Origin of the sequence: Duganella fentianensis (assembly GCF_964031615.1) — a bacterium.
GTDB lineage: Bacteria > Pseudomonadota > Gammaproteobacteria > Burkholderiales > Burkholderiaceae_D > Rugamonas > Rugamonas fentianensis_A.
Map to the genome: position 1 here is coordinate 411645 of NZ_CAXIQN010000019.1, position 14618 is coordinate 426262.

A 14618-nucleotide genomic window follows, 5' to 3' on the forward strand; every position below is an offset into this window, starting at 1 on the left:
TTGATCATTTTGCCATGGCTTTTTTTGTAACAGGTAACAACTCCATCGACTCGCTGGTGTATAGCAGCTGGGCCAAGCGTCCCGGTACGGCCGTCACCATCACCTACAGCTTCATGACGGTGGCGCCCAGCGACGGCAGCGTTGACGATGTGCGCGGCTTCGCCCCGATGACGGCACAGCAGCAGGCTGCTGCCAAAGCTGAGATGGCAGTCTGGGCTGCCGTGGCCAACATCAAGTTCACGGAAGTTGCTTCTGGTGGCGATATCCAGCTCGGTACCAATGATCAGGGTGACCAGAGCAGCGGCTATGCCTATCTGCCCAATGGCGGCGATTCAACCTACCTGTTCCTGAACAATGCCGACAATGCCACCATGCGCTATACCGATGGCGCTTTTGGCACCTCGGTGCTGATCCATGAGCTAGGCCATACGCTGGGCCTGAAGCATCCGGGCGACTACGATTCTACCGGCGGCAGTATTGATGGCCCGTATTTGCCTTCTGCCACCGACAACATCGATTACACCCAGATGTCGTATAACAACGGCAGCGGTTTCAGTCTCAATCACAAGTACGGCATTACTCCCATGCTGTACGACATACAGGCGATCCAGTATCTGTATGGCGCCAACATGAGCTACCACACGGGCGCCGATAGCTACAGCTTCGCTAGCGATGCCGCCATGCAGTGCATCTGGGACGCGGGCGGCAGCGATACTTTCGATTTTTCCACCTGCACGGATGCAGTGGTCATCAATCTGAATGCCGGTACTTTCAGCTCGACAGCACCCGGCTATAACAATATTTCGATTGCCTACAATGTAACGATAGAAAAAGCCATTGCCGGTTCGGGCGGGGCGACCATTTATGCCAATAGTGCCGGCAACATCCTGACCGGGGGCACTGGTGCCGATACTTTCTACGAGGGCGGCGGCAGCGATACCATCAGTGGTAGTAGCGGCACGGATACCGTGGTGTTCGGCCGTAGCTATAGCCAGTATGCGCTCAGTGGCAGCACTGCCAGCCTGACGGTTAGCGGCGACGGCACAGATAAGCTCAGCGGCATCGAGCGGCTGCAGTTCTCCGATCGCACCATTGATCTGAGCCTGATCAGCCAGATCGTCAATGGCACTACGGCTGCCGACAAGCTGGTGCTGGGGGCCGGAAGTGAACTGGTCAATGCTGGTGCCGGCTTCGATACGGCCAGTTTCAGCAAGGCGCGCAGCAGCTACACGGTGACGGGTAGCGGCAACGAATTTCTGGTGACAGATGGGGCCAGCGGCGCGCAGGATGTGCTGAGCAATGTAGAACGTCTGTTCTTCACTAGCGGCAATGCCGTCGCACTGGACATCGGCGACCACCAGATCGGTGGAGAAGCCTATCGTCTGTATCAGGCGGCGTTTAATCGCGCCCCCGATCTGGGCGGGTTGGGCTTCTGGATCCGTGCGCTGGAGAACGGCTACACGCTCACCCAGGTGGCGAATTTCATGATGACCAGTGAGGAGTTCACCAAAGCCTATGGCAGCAATCTGAACACGCACGATTTCGTCACGCAGATCTACCAGAACGTGCTGCACCGTGTGCCTGATCCGGGCGGTCTGACATTCTACGAAAACAATATCAATATCGGCGCTGCCAGTCGCGCCGAGGTATTGGCGGCTATCTCGGAATCGGCCGAGAATCAGGCCGGCGTCATCGGTTCCATCGTCAACGGTTTCGATTACATCGTCTACACGGGCTGATCGGCTAGCCGGCAGCCGGTTCCGGCAGGCTGATGCGGTTGCGGCCCATGTGCTTGGCACGATAAAGCGCGGAATCGGCAGTGGATACCAGCAGGCCGGGATCACTGCCCGGTGCGGCAAACGCCGTGGCCGCATCGATGCTGACGGTGACCACGTGCTGGACGCTGCCCAGATTCGGCAAATGCAGCTGCTCGACCCGGCAGCGGATGCGCTCGGCCACGATGGCCGCACCTTTCAATGACTGGTTGGGTAAGATCACGGCAAATTCCTCGCCGCCATAACGCGCCACCAGATCGTTGGTGCGCATTTCACAAGCCACGGCACCCGCGATGCGCTGCAGGCATTCATCGCCGCCCAGATGGCCATAGGCATCGTTATATTGTTTGAAGTTATCGACATCCACCATCAGCAACGACAGCGGCTGGTTCTGGCGTAGCGCGCGTGCCCATTCGGCGCTCAAGGTGTCATCGAAGCAGCGCCGGTTGGCCAGGCCCGTCAGGCCATCGCGCGTCGCCAATTGCTCCAGTGCCGCCTGTGCCCGTTTCTCGTCCGTCACGTCGCGCAGGGTCTCGGCCACGGCCACCAGCTGGCCGCTACTATCGTGGATAGGGCTGGCATCGGCTACCAGATAGCGGCGCCGCCCCAGCCGCGGCATATCGCACCAGTTTTCTGCGCATAGGCCGCTGTCCGTCTCGGTGCGACGGATCTGCGGGCTCTGCGCTAATGCCATGGTGTTGCTGCGATGTTCTACCACCAGATCGGCCAGCGTAGGCCGCTGCTCGTGGTAGAAGCTTTTCCAGTGATCACGCGTGCCCAGCACTTCCCACGCTTCGACGCCCGTCAGGCGTTCGCAGGCGCGGTTCCAGATGATCACTTTACCGTGCAGATCGAGCACAAAGGTTGGCACCACCAATAGCTCCATCAGCTTCAGGGCAAAGCCATGCTGGCTGTCGGCGGCAGGGTATTCCATCACATGCTGGATTTTAGGCGGAGTCGACATGGGCAAATCTCTCTGGTTTGTGCATGTTGCCAACATAGCTTGATTGCCTTGGAGTAGCATTGTGGAAGGTCAACTTTTTGCCAGCATGGGCATAGGCCGCAGGATGGGATATAATTGAGGGTTGTCCTTTCAGGAACTGCCGTGACGTATAGCATTAAAGAGATTTTTTACACGCTGCAAGGCGAGGGCGCCCACGCGGGCCGGCCTGCCGTTTTCTGCCGCTTTTCCGGCTGCAATCTGTGGACGGGCCGCGAGCAGGATCGCGCTCAGGCCATCTGCCAGTTTTGCGATACGGATTTTGTCGGCACGGATGGCGAAGGTGGTGGCAAGTTCAGCACGGCAGCCGAGCTGGCGGCAACCATCAATGCGCTGTGGCCGCAAAGCTATACCGCGAGCAAATACGTGGTGTTCACGGGCGGCGAGCCACTGCTGCAACTGGACGCGCCACTGATCGCCGCCATGCACGCACAAGGCTTTACCATTGCCATTGAAACCAATGGCACGCTGCCTGTGCCGGAGGGCGTGGACTGGATCTGCGTCAGCCCGAAAATGGGTTCCACGCTGGCGGTAAGCAAAGGCAATGAAATCAAGGTGGTGATACCGCAGACGGGGCAGGATCTGGGCGCTTACGAAGGGCTGGACTTCGAGCACTATTTTGTGCAGGCGATGGATGGTCCTCTGGCTGAATTCAACACCCGTCTGGCGATCGAGACCTGCAAGCGCAACCCCAAGTGGAAGCTGAGCTTGCAAACCCATAAACTTTTACAGATACCCTAATCATGCTGACCATTACCCGCAAGCTGGAATTCGATGCCGGCCACCGTATTCCCGACCATAAAAGCCAGTGCCGCAACCTGCACGGCCACCGCTACACGCTGGAAATCACCCTGACGGGCGAAATCATCAGCGCCGAAGGGAATTCCGACAACGGCATGATTATGGATTTCTCCGACATCAAAGCGCTGGCCAAAGAGCATCTGGTGGACGTGTGGGATCACGCTTTCATCGTGTATGAGAAAGATGCCGCCGTACGCGAATTCCTCGCTTCGCTACCCGGTCACAAGACCGTGGTGATCGACCGTATTCCTACCGTGGAAAATCTGGCCCACGTGGCGTTTGCCATCCTCAAGGCGGCTTATAAAGACCGTTACGGCACCGGGCTGCACCTGCATAAACTGGTGCTGCACGAAACGCCGAACTGCTGGGCCGAGATCACCGAGGCCTGAGCCCATGGCCGATAGCATGGCAGATCAGGAATACATGCGGCTGGCGCTGGCGCAGGCGCAGCACGCATGGGCTCTGGGTGAAGTGCCGGTGGGCGCTGTGGTGGTGAAGGACGGCGAAGTGATCGCCTGTGGTTACAACCAGCCCATCGGCAAGCATGATCCCAGCGCCCACGCGGAAATAGTTGCGTTGCGTGCGGCCGCTGAAAAGCTGGGCAATTACCGACTGCCCGGCTGCGAGCTGTACGTCACGCTGGAACCCTGTCTGATGTGTTCAGGCGCCATGATGCATGCGCGGCTGGCCCGCGTGGTCTTCGGTGCCAGCGACCCCAAGACGGGCGTGTGCGGATCGCTGATGAATCTGTTCGAACATACCCAGCTGAATCACCACACCAGCGTTACAGGCGGGGTGCTGGACGAGGAGTGCGGCAATATGCTCAAGGGTTTCTTTGCCGCCCGCCGGGCAGCAGCCACGGCGGCACGCCGCGCCGCCAGCGAGGGTGTCGCCGGACCGGACGGCAGCGCTGTCTAGGGTACCGCTGGCGTAACAGGCGGCAAACTTGCCCGCCCCTGGGCTGCGCGGTAAGATGCTGGCAGTTTTGCCACCTTCACTCTTTGCGCGCGCGTACAACCTTGACTACTACACCCTTCGGCATGGCAATTGCCGCCACCGGCGGCTATGCGCCGGACTATCCCGCTGTCGAGGCGGGCATCCAACACTTGCGCCAGCAAGGCTATCTGATCCACAACTACTATCAGCACGAGCAGCGCCACCAGCGTTTTGCCGGCACGGACGCAGCGCGCTTGGCCCAGTTGTATGCGGCCGCCGACGATCCCGAAGTACAAGTGGTGCTGGCCTTGCGCGGCTCCTACGGCATGAGCCGCTTGCTGCCGCAGATTGATTTTGCGCGGCTGGCAGCCAGCGGCAAGCTGTTCGTCGGGTATAGCGATTTCACCGCGTTCCAGATGGCACTGATGAAACAGACGGGCGCCGTCAGCTTTGCCGGCCCCATGTTCTGCGGCGACTATGCGCGCGCAACGACGGTCGACTACACCATGCAGCAGTTCCATGACTGCCTGCGCGGCCCGCTGCATTATGTCGCCGGTGAAGTGGCGCCCGAAGGCAGCGATAATCCCGAGCTGGACGTGCGCGGGCAGCTGTGGGGTGGCAATCTGGCCATGCTGGTCAGCCTGCTGGGTACGCCGTATTTTGCTGCCCAGCCGCACGGCATCCTGTTCCTCGAAGATATCAGCGAGCATCCCTACCGTATCGAACGCATGGTGCTGCAACTGTTCTACGCTGGCGCGCTGGACGGCCAGCAGGCGCTGGTGCTCGGTGATTTCTCCGGCTACAAACTGAGCCCTTACGACAATGGCTACGATTTCGAAGCCATGCTGGCCTATCTGCGCTCGGTGCTGCCGTTGCCGGTGCTCACCGGCTTGCCTTTCGGCCACATCGAACGCCGTGCCACACTCCCTTACGGGGCCATGGCGCAGTTGCGCTCCACGCCGCGCACGCTAGAACTTACGCTCAGTGAGTACCCGACCTTGCGTGGCTAATGGTAAAATGCTCGGTTAATTCAATTCACCGCTTTAAAGGTCTTCTTCGTGCTATCCACAGCCAATATCACCATGCAATTCGGCGCCAAGCCGCTGTTCGAAAACATTTCCGTTAAATTCGGCGATGGCAACCGCTACGGCCTGATCGGCGCGAACGGCTGCGGCAAGTCCACCTTCATGAAAATTCTCGGTGGCGATCTGGAACCGTCGTCCGGTAACGTCATGCTGGATGTGAACGAGCGCCTCGGTAAGCTGCGTCAGGATCAGTTTGCCTACGAAGAAATGCGTGTGCTGGACGTGGTCATGATGGGCCACACTGAAATGTGGGCGGCCATGGCCGAGCGCGATGCGATCTACGCCAATCCGGAAGCCACCGACGACGATTACATGAAGGCGGCCGAACTGGAAGGCAAAGTCTCCGAATACGACGGCTACACGGCGGAAGCCCGTGCCGGCGAACTGCTGCTGGGCGTAGGGATTACCATCGATCTGCATCAGGGCCCGATGAGCAATGTGTCGCCCGGCTGGAAGCTGCGCGTACTGCTGGCGCAGGCACTGTTCTCGAATCCCGACATTCTGCTGCTGGACGAACCGACCAATAACCTGGACATTAACACCATCCGCTGGCTGGAAGATGTGCTGAACGAGCGCAACTCCACCATGATCATCATTTCCCACGATCGTCACTTCCTGAATCAGGTCTGCACCCACGTGGCCGATATGGACTACGGCACGCTGAAGATCTATCCGGGCAACTACGATGACTACATGCTGGCATCGACCCAGGCGCGTAACCAGCAGCTGGCCAACAACGCCAAGGCTAAAGAGAAAGTAGCCGAACTGCAGGACTTCGTGCGCCGCTTCTCGGCTAACAAATCTAAAGCCCGTCAGGCGACTTCGCGCGCCAAGATGATCGACAAGATCAAGGTCGAAGACATCAAGCCGTCGTCGCGTGCCTATCCGTTCGTGCGCTTCGAAGGCGAGAAGAAACTGCACCGTCTGGCGGTGGAAGTGGAAAGCATCGCCAAGAAATACGACCGTCAGCTGTTCAATAACTTCAGCATCATGGTCGAAGCAGGCGAGCGTATTGCCATCATCGGTGCCAATGGCGCCGGTAAGACCACCATGCTGCGCTGTATCGGCGGTCAGGACATCGCCGGTCTGCAGGCCGATCACGGTCTGGTGAAGTGGGCCGAGAACGCCAATGTAGGCTATATGCCGCAAGATCCGACGGAAGATTTCGCTACCGATATCAACCTGACCGACTGGATGGGCAAGTGGACCAAGGAAGGCGACGACGATCAGGCGGTGCGCTCGATTCTGGGCCGTCTGCTGTTCGGCGGCGACGAAGTGAAGAAGTCCGTCAAAGTACTGTCCGGTGGTGAAAAGGGCCGCATGATGTACGGCAAGCTGATGCTGGGCCGTCACAATGTGCTGCTGCTGGACGAACCGACCAACCACATGGACATGGAATCGATCGAATCGCTCAACATCGCGCTGGAAAAATACGCCGGCACCCTGATCTTCGTATCGCACGACCGCGAATTCGTGTCGTCGCTGGCGAACCGGATTATCGAAATCAAGGACAATGAAGTGATCGACTTCCGCGGTAACTACGAAGAGTACCTGAGCAGCCAGGGCATTAACTAAGTCCGGCAGCCGGTTTAACGTCATACCAGTTTCAAGCGAGTAGCATGCAAACCATCGATATCAAGCCCGTCGAGTACGAGCACCCGCAGGACGGCGCTAGCTGCACCGCCCGTGCGTGGGCGCGTACGCCCGCTCCGCTGACAGCGGAGCAGCGTAGCACCCTGAAACAGCGCATCAAGCAACTGCTGAAGGAAAAGCAGGCCGTGCTGGTGTCGCATTACTATGTGGACGCCGATCTGCAAGATCTGGCAGAAGAGACGGGCGGTTGTGTGTCCGACTCGCTGGAAATGGCCCGCTTCGGCCGCGACCATAGCGCTAAGACGCTGATCGTGGCGGGTGTGCGCTTCATGGGCGAAACGGCAAAAATCCTCAGCCCTGAAAAGCGTATTCTGATGCCCGATCTGGATGCGACCTGTTCGCTCGATCTGGGTTGCCCAGCTGACGAATTCACTGCCTTCTGCGATGCCCATCCGGATCGTACGGTGGTGGTGTATGCCAATACCAGCGCGGCCGTGAAAGCGCGCGCCGACTGGATGGTGACGTCGTCTATCGGGCTCGATATCGTGGCCCACCTGCATGCGCAGGGCAAGAAAATCCTGTGGGCACCGGACAAGCATCTGGGTTCCTACATCCAGAAGAAGACCGGCGCCGACATGCTGCTGTGGCAGGGTTCCTGCCTCGTGCACGACGAATTCAAGGGCGTGGAACTGGAGCTGCTGAAGGCCCAGTACCCTGAAGCCAAGATACTGGTGCATCCGGAATCGCCTGCCAATGTGGTGGCGCTGGCCGATGTGGTGGGTTCTACCACGCAGATTATCGACGCGGCCGTCAATTCGCCAGCCGATACTTTTATCGTCGCCACCGATAACGGCATTCTGCACAAGATGCGTGCTGCAGCGCCCGGCAAGCGCTTCATCGAAGCGCCAACCGCCGGTAACAGTGCAACCTGCAAGAGCTGCGCCCACTGCCCGTGGATGGCCATGAATGGCTTGCAGAATCTGGTCGATCTGCTGGAAAACATGGACAGCAGTAGCAGCAACGAGATCCACGTTGATCCGGCCATCGGCCAGAAGGCCGTGACTTCGATTACCCGTATGCTCGATTTCGCCGCGGCCAAGAAGGCACGCGTGCAGGCCAGTGCCGATCTGGCACAGGAAGGCAAGCTGTTTGACGGGATCGGACCAGCATGAGCACACTGATTAACCGTTTTGCGCCGTTTGACGAGGCGCTCAAATCGGCTTTCGAAGCCAATCTGCTATCGGCCCTGCTGGAAGATGTGGGCACGGGCGACCTGACGGGCTTGCTGGTGCCGGAAGGTGGCCGTGCGACTGCCCGCGTCATCGTGCGCGAACAGGCGGTGCTGTGTGGTGCCCCATGGTTCGAGGGGGTGATGAACTGCATGCAGGCCGGTATCGACATCGAATGGCATTATGCCGAAGGCGATCTGATGCAGGCGGATACGCCCGTGTGCACGCTGCACGGTCCCGCTCGCGCCTTGCTGACTGGCGAACGCGCGGCACTGAATTTCCTGCAACTGCTGTCCGGCGTCGCCACGGTGACGCGCAAATACGTCGATGTGATCGCCGGCACCCGTGCGGCCATCCTCGATACCCGCAAGACCTTGCCCGGCATGCGCCTGGCGCAGAAATATGCGGTGCGAGTAGGCGGCGGCCAGAATCAGCGACTGGCGCTGTATGACGGCATCCTGATCAAGGAAAACCATATTGCCGCAGCGGGCGGCATCACGCCTGCCGTGCATGCGGCGCAGGCGCTGAACAAGGGCGTATCGATACAGGTGGAAGTGGAAACCATCGCCGAGCTGGACGAAGCGCTGGCAGCCGGTGCCGTGTCCATTCTGCTGGATAACTTCAGCCTCGATATGATGCGGGAGGCGGTACAGCGCAATGCTGGCCGTGCGCTGCTGGAAGCCTCCGGCGGCATCAACTTCGAGACCGTACGTGCTATTGCTGAAACTGGCGTGGACCGTATCTCTATCGGCAGTCTGACCAAAGACGTGCACGCAACGGATTATTCGTTGCGTATTGTTGGCTAAGGGCCGCTATCCGCCGTAAATATCTTTCCCCATCCGCACCAGCCCGACCTTGATCGGGCCGGGCAGGGGAATTTCGAATGCTTCGATTTCACTGAAACCGCAAGCCGTGTAGAGCGGTACGCCGGGCAGGGTAGCGGCCAGTTCCAGTCGGCGGAAGCCACCGGCTGCCGCGGCTGCACTGCAGTGTTCCAGCAATTGCCGTCCTAGTCCCCGCCGCGCTGCTTGCGGGTGCACGAAAAACGCCCGTATGCGTGCTGGCTGGGTAGCGGGATCCAGCAAGGGATCGGCGCCCTGTTTGGTGCGGTCGGCGCCGAACAGGGTGGCGCGCTTGCTCCAGCCGCCGCAGGCCAGCATCTGGCCATCTTCCTCGATGACGAAATAAGTGTGGTCTGCCACCAGCTGGGTGTCCACGCCAAAGACGTGCTCGGTAATAGCCTGCGCCTGCGCTGGCGTATAGAATCCGGCACTCAGTTCTATGCCCGAACGGGCAATCAGCGCTTCCATCGCGGGGATGTCGGTGGCTACGGCAGTACGCAGGGCTATCATGCACAGGCCTTCTTTAGATTATTTCCGTCGATTGGGCGTCAGAATGCTAGGCAGCGCTTTCGGCAAGGTTTCCGGATAGTCGCGGCTGAAATGCAGGCCGCGGCTTTCATGCCGCTGCAAGGCGCTGTTGACGATCAGGCTGGCGACATCGACCAGATTGCGCAGTTCCAGCAGGTCGTGGGTGATGCGGAAGTTCTGGTAATACTCGTCGATTTCTTCCTTGAGCAGCGCAATCCTGTGCTGGGCCCGTTCCAGCCGCTTGGTGGTGCGGACGATGCCCACGTAATTCCACATGAAGCGGCGCAGTTCGTCCCAGTTGTGGGCGATCACCACTTCTTCATCGGCGTCCGTCACGCGGCTTTCATCCCAGTCCGGCAGATAAGGCACTTCGCCTTTTTCCTTGCTGGCGATATCGGTAGCGCAGGCACGGCCGATGACCACGCATTCCAGCAGCGAGTTGCTGGCCAGACGATTGGCACCATGCAGTCCCGTGCAGGCAGTTTCGCCCACCGCATACAGGCCCGGCAGGTCGGTACGCCCATACAGGTCGGTTACCACGCCGCCGCAGGTGTAGTGCGCCGCCGGTACGATAGGAATCGGCTCTTTGGTGATGTCTATGCCCAGTTCCAGACAGCGTGCATAGATGGTAGGGAAGTGTTCGATCAGGAATTCGGCCGGTTTATGGCTGATATCGAGGTGCACATAGTCCAGACCACGCTTCTTGATTTCGAAGTCGATGGCACGCGCCACTACATCGCGCGGCGCCAGTTCGGCCCGTTCGTCGTGCGCCAGCATGAAGCGCTTGCCCGCCGAAGCACCGGCTTCCGGCGGCAGTTTCAGCAGACCGCCTTCACCACGGATCGCTTCCGTGATCAGGAAAGACTTGGCATACGGGTGGTACAGACAGGTAGGGTGGAACTGGATGAACTCCATGTTCGACACGCGGCAGCCGGCACGCCATGCCATGGCAATACCGTCGCCACTGGCCGTATCGGGATTGGTGGTGTACAGATAGACTTTGCCGGCGCCGCCGGTGGCCATTACCGTATGCTCTGCAGCAAAGGTCAGCACTTGACCCGACTTTTCATCCTGAACATACAGACCGTAGCACTTGGGCTGGCGGTTCTTATTGACCGGATGCAGTTTGTCAGAAGTAATCAGGTCGATCGCGCAGTGGTGCTCAAACAGCGTGATGTTCGGATGCGCGCGGACTTTTTCTTCGAGCGTCACCTGTACGGCGTGGCCGGTGGCATCGGCCGCATGAATGATGCGGCGCTGGCTGTGGCCGCCTTCGCGGGTCAGATGGAAGCCCAGTTCGGCCGTATCGTCGCGGGTGAACGGTACACCCTGTTCGATCAGCCATTCGATGGCTTCGCGTCCGTGTTCGACGATGAAACGGGTGGCGCTTTCGTCGCACAGGCCGCCACCGGCGATCAGGGTGTCATCGATATGCTGTTTATGGCTATCGCCGGAGTCAAGCACGGCAGCAATACCGCCCTGTGCCCAGTTACTGGCCCCGTCCTGCAGGGCACGCTTGGAAATAATCGCGACAGTACGCGTTTCCGCCAGATGCAAAGCGACTGACAGGCCGGCCAATCCACTGCCGACAATTGCAACATCAAATTTCATGATTCCGCTTGAATACAGTAAAGACCCATGACTATAGACCATTTGTCATGCGGCTGTCATATCCATGCCAATTTTGGCCCGGATTTGGCCTGACAGCAGAGCCGATTGTGGTGCCTCAAAGTCCGAAAACAGCATACGCTCATCATCGCAGGCATCGTGTGGTCCGTTTCGGGGAGGGCATCGTGATCCGGATTTTCCACCACTATGTCTCCAGAGTTGCCTTTTTGTTAGTGCTACTGGAGCTGATGGCCTTGCTGCTAGCGGCCGTACTGGGCTCGCCCTGGTGGCTGGCGGGACAGCCCATGTCGCCATGGCAGTTGTACGGTGCTGCGTTGATTTTTGCGCTGGCGATGGTGTTAAGCATGGGCACGCTGGGCATGTATCAGCCCGGCCATACCCGTGCCGATCTGCGCAGCACACTGCTGCGCATCGTTCCGGCACTGGCACTGGGCTTTGGCCTGCTCAGCCTGCTGGCAGCGTTGCTGCCGTACTGGCAACTGGGACGCATCAGTGCTGCGGTGTTTGTGCTGGGCGGGCTGGCAGTGCTGGGCGCACGCTTGCTGGTGTATGCGTCGGCGCAATCGCGCCTGCTCGAGCAGAAACTGATCGTGGTCGGGCAAGGCGCCACCGCGCGCGAGTGCATGGAGTTGGCCGCTGCCGGGGCAGGCTTCCATCCGTTCAGAGTATTGGGCTTTGTCGCCGTACACGGCGAGCCCAGCTGTGTGCCGGGCAAGATGCTGCTGCCGCCGGCCGCCTCGCTATTGGCGCTGGCGCGCCACCATGGCGCTGACGAAATCATCGTCTCGGTCAGCGACCGGCGCGGCGGCGGCCTGCCGGTAGATCAGTTGCTGGACTGCGCGCTGGGTGGCGTTCCTGTGACCGATGCGGCGACTTTCTTCGAGCGCGAAGCCTGCCAGATCCGGCTGGAGGCGCTACAGCCTAGCTACCTGATTTTCGGCGGCGGATTCAAGCAGAATCTGTTGCGCGCCATGGTCAAGCGTGCCGTCGATCTGCTGGCCAGTGCCACGATCGGGCTGCTGGCGGCGCCGGTCATGCTGCTGGCGGCACTGGCCATCTGGCTCGAAGACGGTGGCACGGTGTTCTATCAGCAGGAGCGGGTAGGGCGTAACAACCGGCCATTCCGCGTGCTGAAATTCCGCAGCATGCGGCCTGATGCCGAATGCGATGGCCAGCCGCGCTGGGCGCTGGAAAACGATGTGCGGATAACCCGTGTGGGTTACTGGCTACGCCGTCTGCGCATCGATGAACTGCCGCAGATGCTGAATGTGCTGCGGGGCGAAATGAGCTTTGTCGGCCCGCGGCCGGAGCGGGCCTATTTTGTCCATCGCCTCAATGATCTGACGGAATACTACAACGTGCGCCATAGCATCAAACCGGGCATCACGGGACTGGCACAGGTGCGCTACCGCTATGGGGCGACGATGGAAGATGCTTTATCCATGGTGGCGGAAGCTGCCAAGGTGATCGAGAACACCCAGCGAGATCTGAATATCGCGCTGATGAACGAACTGGCAATTATTTTCGATCGCCTACAGATCGATACGGACGAAGTGTTGCGCGCAGCAGCAAGCAAATGGAATTTCCTTCCGTTCAAACCGGGTCTGGTTGGCGGCCACTGCATCGGTGTCGATCCCTACTACCTGACGCACAAGGCACAGAAGCTGGGCTACCATCCCGAAGTGATACTGGCGGGCCGCAGGATCAACGACGGCATGGCCAAGTTTGTAGCCGAGCGCACGATCAAGCTGATGGTGCAGGCCAATCTGCATATACGGGGCGCCACAGTGATAGTACTAGGGCTGACCTTCAAGGAAGATTGCCCCGATCTGCGCAACTCCAAAGTGGCCGATCTGGTGAGCGAGCTGCAAGCCTACGGCATCGAAGTGCTAGTGCATGATCCGGTAGCCGACCCGGAAGAAGCCGTGCGCGAATACGGCATCCGGCTGCAGCGCTGGAACGAGTTACCGGTGGCCGATGCGCTGATCTGCGCCGTTGCCCACCGCAGCCTGCAGCAGCGCTCCATGGAGGAACTTTGCAGCCGCGTGCGCAGTGATGGCTGCCTGATCGATCTGAAAGGGCAGCGCAGTGCGCAGGCCATGCTGGCGACGGGTCGCCATGTGTGGAGAATGTGATGTTCACGGGTCTGGACGAAGCCAATCTCTACCAGCGCGTACGCGAGCAGTTGCAGCAACAGCCCAAGCGCTGGCTGGTCACGGGCCCAGCCGGGTTTATCGGCTCACATCTGGTGCAGGCGCTATTACAACTGGAGCAGCAGGTCACCGGACTGGACAACTTCATCACCGGCAAGCGCGAAAATCTGCAGCAGGTAGCGCGTCTGGTCGGCCCTGCAAACTGGCGCAATTTTCATCTAATCGAGGGGGATATCCGTCAGGCCGATTGCTGCCTGCGGGCCTGCAGCGGCATGGACTATGTGCTGCATCAGGCTGCGCTGGGCAGCGTTGCGCGCTCCCTGCAGGAACCGTTGATGTATCACAGCATTAACGTCGATGGCTTTCTCGGCATACTGGAAGCCGCCCGCCAGACCCGGGTAAAGCGTCTGGTGTACGCCAGTTCCAGCGCCACCTATGGCGATCATCCGACCTTGCCGAAAACGGAGAGCCAGTGCGGGCTGGCGCTGTCGCCGTATGCCCTCGGCAAGCAGATGAACGAACACTATGCCAGTCTGTACCAGCGCTGCTACCAACTAGAGAATATAGGTCTGCGTTACTTCAATGTGTACGGCCCGCGTCAGGATCCCGCCGGCGCCTATGCGGCAGTGATACCTTGCTGGATCGCTGCGCTGCGCCTAGGGCAAGCCGTGGTGATACATGGTGATGGCCTCAACAGCCGTGATTTCTGTTTCGTCGAGAATGTGGTGCAGGCCAACATTCTGGCGGCCGTGTGCGAACGTAGCGAGGCCATGGGGCAGGTGTACAACATCGCGGTAGGTCAGCGCACCAGCTTGCTTGAACTATTCCGTCTTCTGCAAGAGCTGCTGGCAGAGGTGGGGCCTAGTGCAGCGCCAGAGTATCGCGATTTCAGAGCTGGCGATGTACGCCATTCCCATGCCGACATTAGCAAGGCCGCCGAGCTGCTGGGCTATCGTCCCAGCCACGATCTACAGCGGGGGCTGCAACAGACGGTGGCATGGTATCTGGCCCAGAATCCGGCCGGCTAACGCCGAGCGGTGTGGCTAG

13 protein-coding genes are annotated in these 14618 nt (G+C 59.7%); 10 read left to right on the top strand and 3 right to left on the bottom strand.

Going from position 1 to position 14618, the window contains the following annotated elements; translation table 11 throughout:
* The first annotated feature begins 14 nt into the window (after positions 1 to 14).
* On the top strand, positions 15 to 1739 hold the full coding sequence (locus ABNT42_RS14455; protein WP_348698058.1) for a DUF4214 domain-containing protein: 1725 nt from the start codon (positions 15 to 17) through the stop codon (positions 1737 to 1739).
* A 4-nt stretch (positions 1740 to 1743) separates the two neighbouring features.
* Here ABNT42_RS14455 and ABNT42_RS14460 read toward each other — a convergent pair whose 3' ends face one another.
* Positions 1744 to 2739 carry a sensor domain-containing diguanylate cyclase gene (locus tag ABNT42_RS14460; protein ID WP_348698060.1) on the bottom strand — a complete coding sequence of 332 codons (996 nt, stop codon included), beginning with the start codon at positions 2737 to 2739 and terminating at the stop codon, positions 1744 to 1746.
* A gap of 141 nt (positions 2740 to 2880) precedes the next feature.
* On the opposite strand from ABNT42_RS14460, the gene queE reads away from it, so the two are divergent.
* The 7 genes from queE to nadC all read left to right on the top strand — a co-directional run bounded on the left by queE (position 2881) and on the right by nadC (position 9225).
* Positions 2881 to 3516, top strand: coding sequence for a 7-carboxy-7-deazaguanine synthase (gene queE, locus ABNT42_RS14465; protein ID WP_348698062.1), 636 nt, complete (start codon positions 2881 to 2883; stop codon positions 3514 to 3516).
* Positions 3517 to 3518: 2 nt separating this feature from the next.
* Positions 3519 to 3965 carry a 6-carboxytetrahydropterin synthase QueD gene (gene queD, locus ABNT42_RS14470; RefSeq protein ID WP_161035372.1) on the top strand — a complete coding sequence of 149 codons (447 nt, stop codon included), beginning with the start codon at positions 3519 to 3521 and terminating at the stop codon, positions 3963 to 3965.
* Between the two features lie 4 nt (positions 3966 to 3969).
* The gene (gene tadA, locus ABNT42_RS14475; protein ID WP_348698064.1) at positions 3970 to 4494 is read left to right on the top strand and encodes a tRNA adenosine(34) deaminase TadA; all 525 of its coding nucleotides are present in this window, start codon (positions 3970 to 3972) and stop codon (positions 4492 to 4494) included.
* Between the two features lie 101 nt (positions 4495 to 4595).
* Positions 4596 to 5522 carry an LD-carboxypeptidase gene (locus ABNT42_RS14480; RefSeq protein ID WP_348698066.1) on the top strand — a complete coding sequence of 309 codons (927 nt, stop codon included), beginning with the start codon at positions 4596 to 4598 and terminating at the stop codon, positions 5520 to 5522.
* Positions 5523 to 5570: 48 nt separating this feature from the next.
* The gene (locus ABNT42_RS14485) at positions 5571 to 7172 is read left to right on the top strand and encodes an ABC-F family ATPase (protein ID WP_348698068.1); all 1602 of its coding nucleotides are present in this window, start codon (positions 5571 to 5573) and stop codon (positions 7170 to 7172) included.
* Positions 7173 to 7216: 44 nt separating this feature from the next.
* On the top strand, positions 7217 to 8362 hold the full coding sequence (gene nadA / locus ABNT42_RS14490; RefSeq protein WP_348698069.1) for a quinolinate synthase NadA: 1146 nt from the start codon (positions 7217 to 7219) through the stop codon (positions 8360 to 8362).
* The gene (gene nadC / locus ABNT42_RS14495) at positions 8359 to 9225 is read left to right on the top strand and encodes a carboxylating nicotinate-nucleotide diphosphorylase (protein WP_348698071.1); all 867 of its coding nucleotides are present in this window, start codon (positions 8359 to 8361) and stop codon (positions 9223 to 9225) included. The genes nadA and nadC overlap by 4 nt, the downstream gene beginning before the upstream one ends.
* A gap of 6 nt (positions 9226 to 9231) precedes the next feature.
* Here nadC and ABNT42_RS14500 read toward each other — a convergent pair whose 3' ends face one another.
* On the bottom strand, positions 9232 to 9771 hold the full coding sequence (locus ABNT42_RS14500) for a GNAT family N-acetyltransferase (protein WP_348698072.1): 540 nt from the start codon (positions 9769 to 9771) through the stop codon (positions 9232 to 9234).
* A gap of 18 nt (positions 9772 to 9789) precedes the next feature.
* The gene (gene nadB, locus ABNT42_RS14505; RefSeq protein ID WP_348698073.1) at positions 9790 to 11400 is read right to left on the bottom strand and encodes an L-aspartate oxidase; all 1611 of its coding nucleotides are present in this window, start codon (positions 11398 to 11400) and stop codon (positions 9790 to 9792) included.
* Between the two features lie 245 nt (positions 11401 to 11645).
* Here nadB and ABNT42_RS14510 point away from each other — a divergent pair, with 245 nt between their 5' ends.
* Together ABNT42_RS14510 and ABNT42_RS14515 are read left to right on the top strand one after the other, a co-directional pair.
* On the top strand, positions 11646 to 13553 hold the full coding sequence (locus ABNT42_RS14510) for a TIGR03013 family XrtA/PEP-CTERM system glycosyltransferase (RefSeq protein ID WP_348698119.1): 1908 nt from the start codon (positions 11646 to 11648) through the stop codon (positions 13551 to 13553).
* A complete protein-coding gene (locus ABNT42_RS14515; protein ID WP_348698075.1) occupies positions 13553 to 14599 on the top strand; it encodes an SDR family oxidoreductase in 1047 nt (348 codons plus the stop codon). Before ABNT42_RS14510 ends, ABNT42_RS14515 begins: the two co-directional genes overlap by 1 nt.
* The last annotated feature ends 19 nt before the right edge of the window (positions 14600 to 14618 follow it).

Bases quoted from the DNA above. Each gene is read 5' to 3' on its own strand.
- tadA (WP_348698064.1), top strand. From the start codon at position 3,970: ATGGCCGATAGCATGGCAGATCAGGAATACATGCGGCTGGCGCTGGCG.
- ABNT42_RS14510 (WP_348698119.1), top strand. From the start codon at position 11,646: ATGGCCTTGCTGCTAGCGGCCGTACTGGGCTCGCCCTGGTGGCTGGCG.
- ABNT42_RS14460 (WP_348698060.1), bottom strand. From the start codon at position 2,739: ATGTCGACTCCGCCTAAAATCCAGCATGTGATGGAATACCCTGCCGCC.
- ABNT42_RS14455 (WP_348698058.1), top strand. From the start codon at position 15: ATGGCTTTTTTTGTAACAGGTAACAACTCCATCGACTCGCTGGTGTAT.
- nadA (WP_348698069.1), top strand. From the start codon at position 7,217: ATGCAAACCATCGATATCAAGCCCGTCGAGTACGAGCACCCGCAGGAC.
- ABNT42_RS14515 (WP_348698075.1), top strand. From the start codon at position 13,553: ATGTTCACGGGTCTGGACGAAGCCAATCTCTACCAGCGCGTACGCGAG.
- queD (WP_161035372.1), top strand. From the start codon at position 3,519: ATGCTGACCATTACCCGCAAGCTGGAATTCGATGCCGGCCACCGTATT.
- nadB (WP_348698073.1), bottom strand. From the start codon at position 11,400: ATGAAATTTGATGTTGCAATTGTCGGCAGTGGATTGGCCGGCCTGTCA.
- ABNT42_RS14500 (WP_348698072.1), bottom strand. From the start codon at position 9,771: ATGATAGCCCTGCGTACTGCCGTAGCCACCGACATCCCCGCGATGGAA.
- nadC (WP_348698071.1), top strand. From the start codon at position 8,359: ATGAGCACACTGATTAACCGTTTTGCGCCGTTTGACGAGGCGCTCAAA.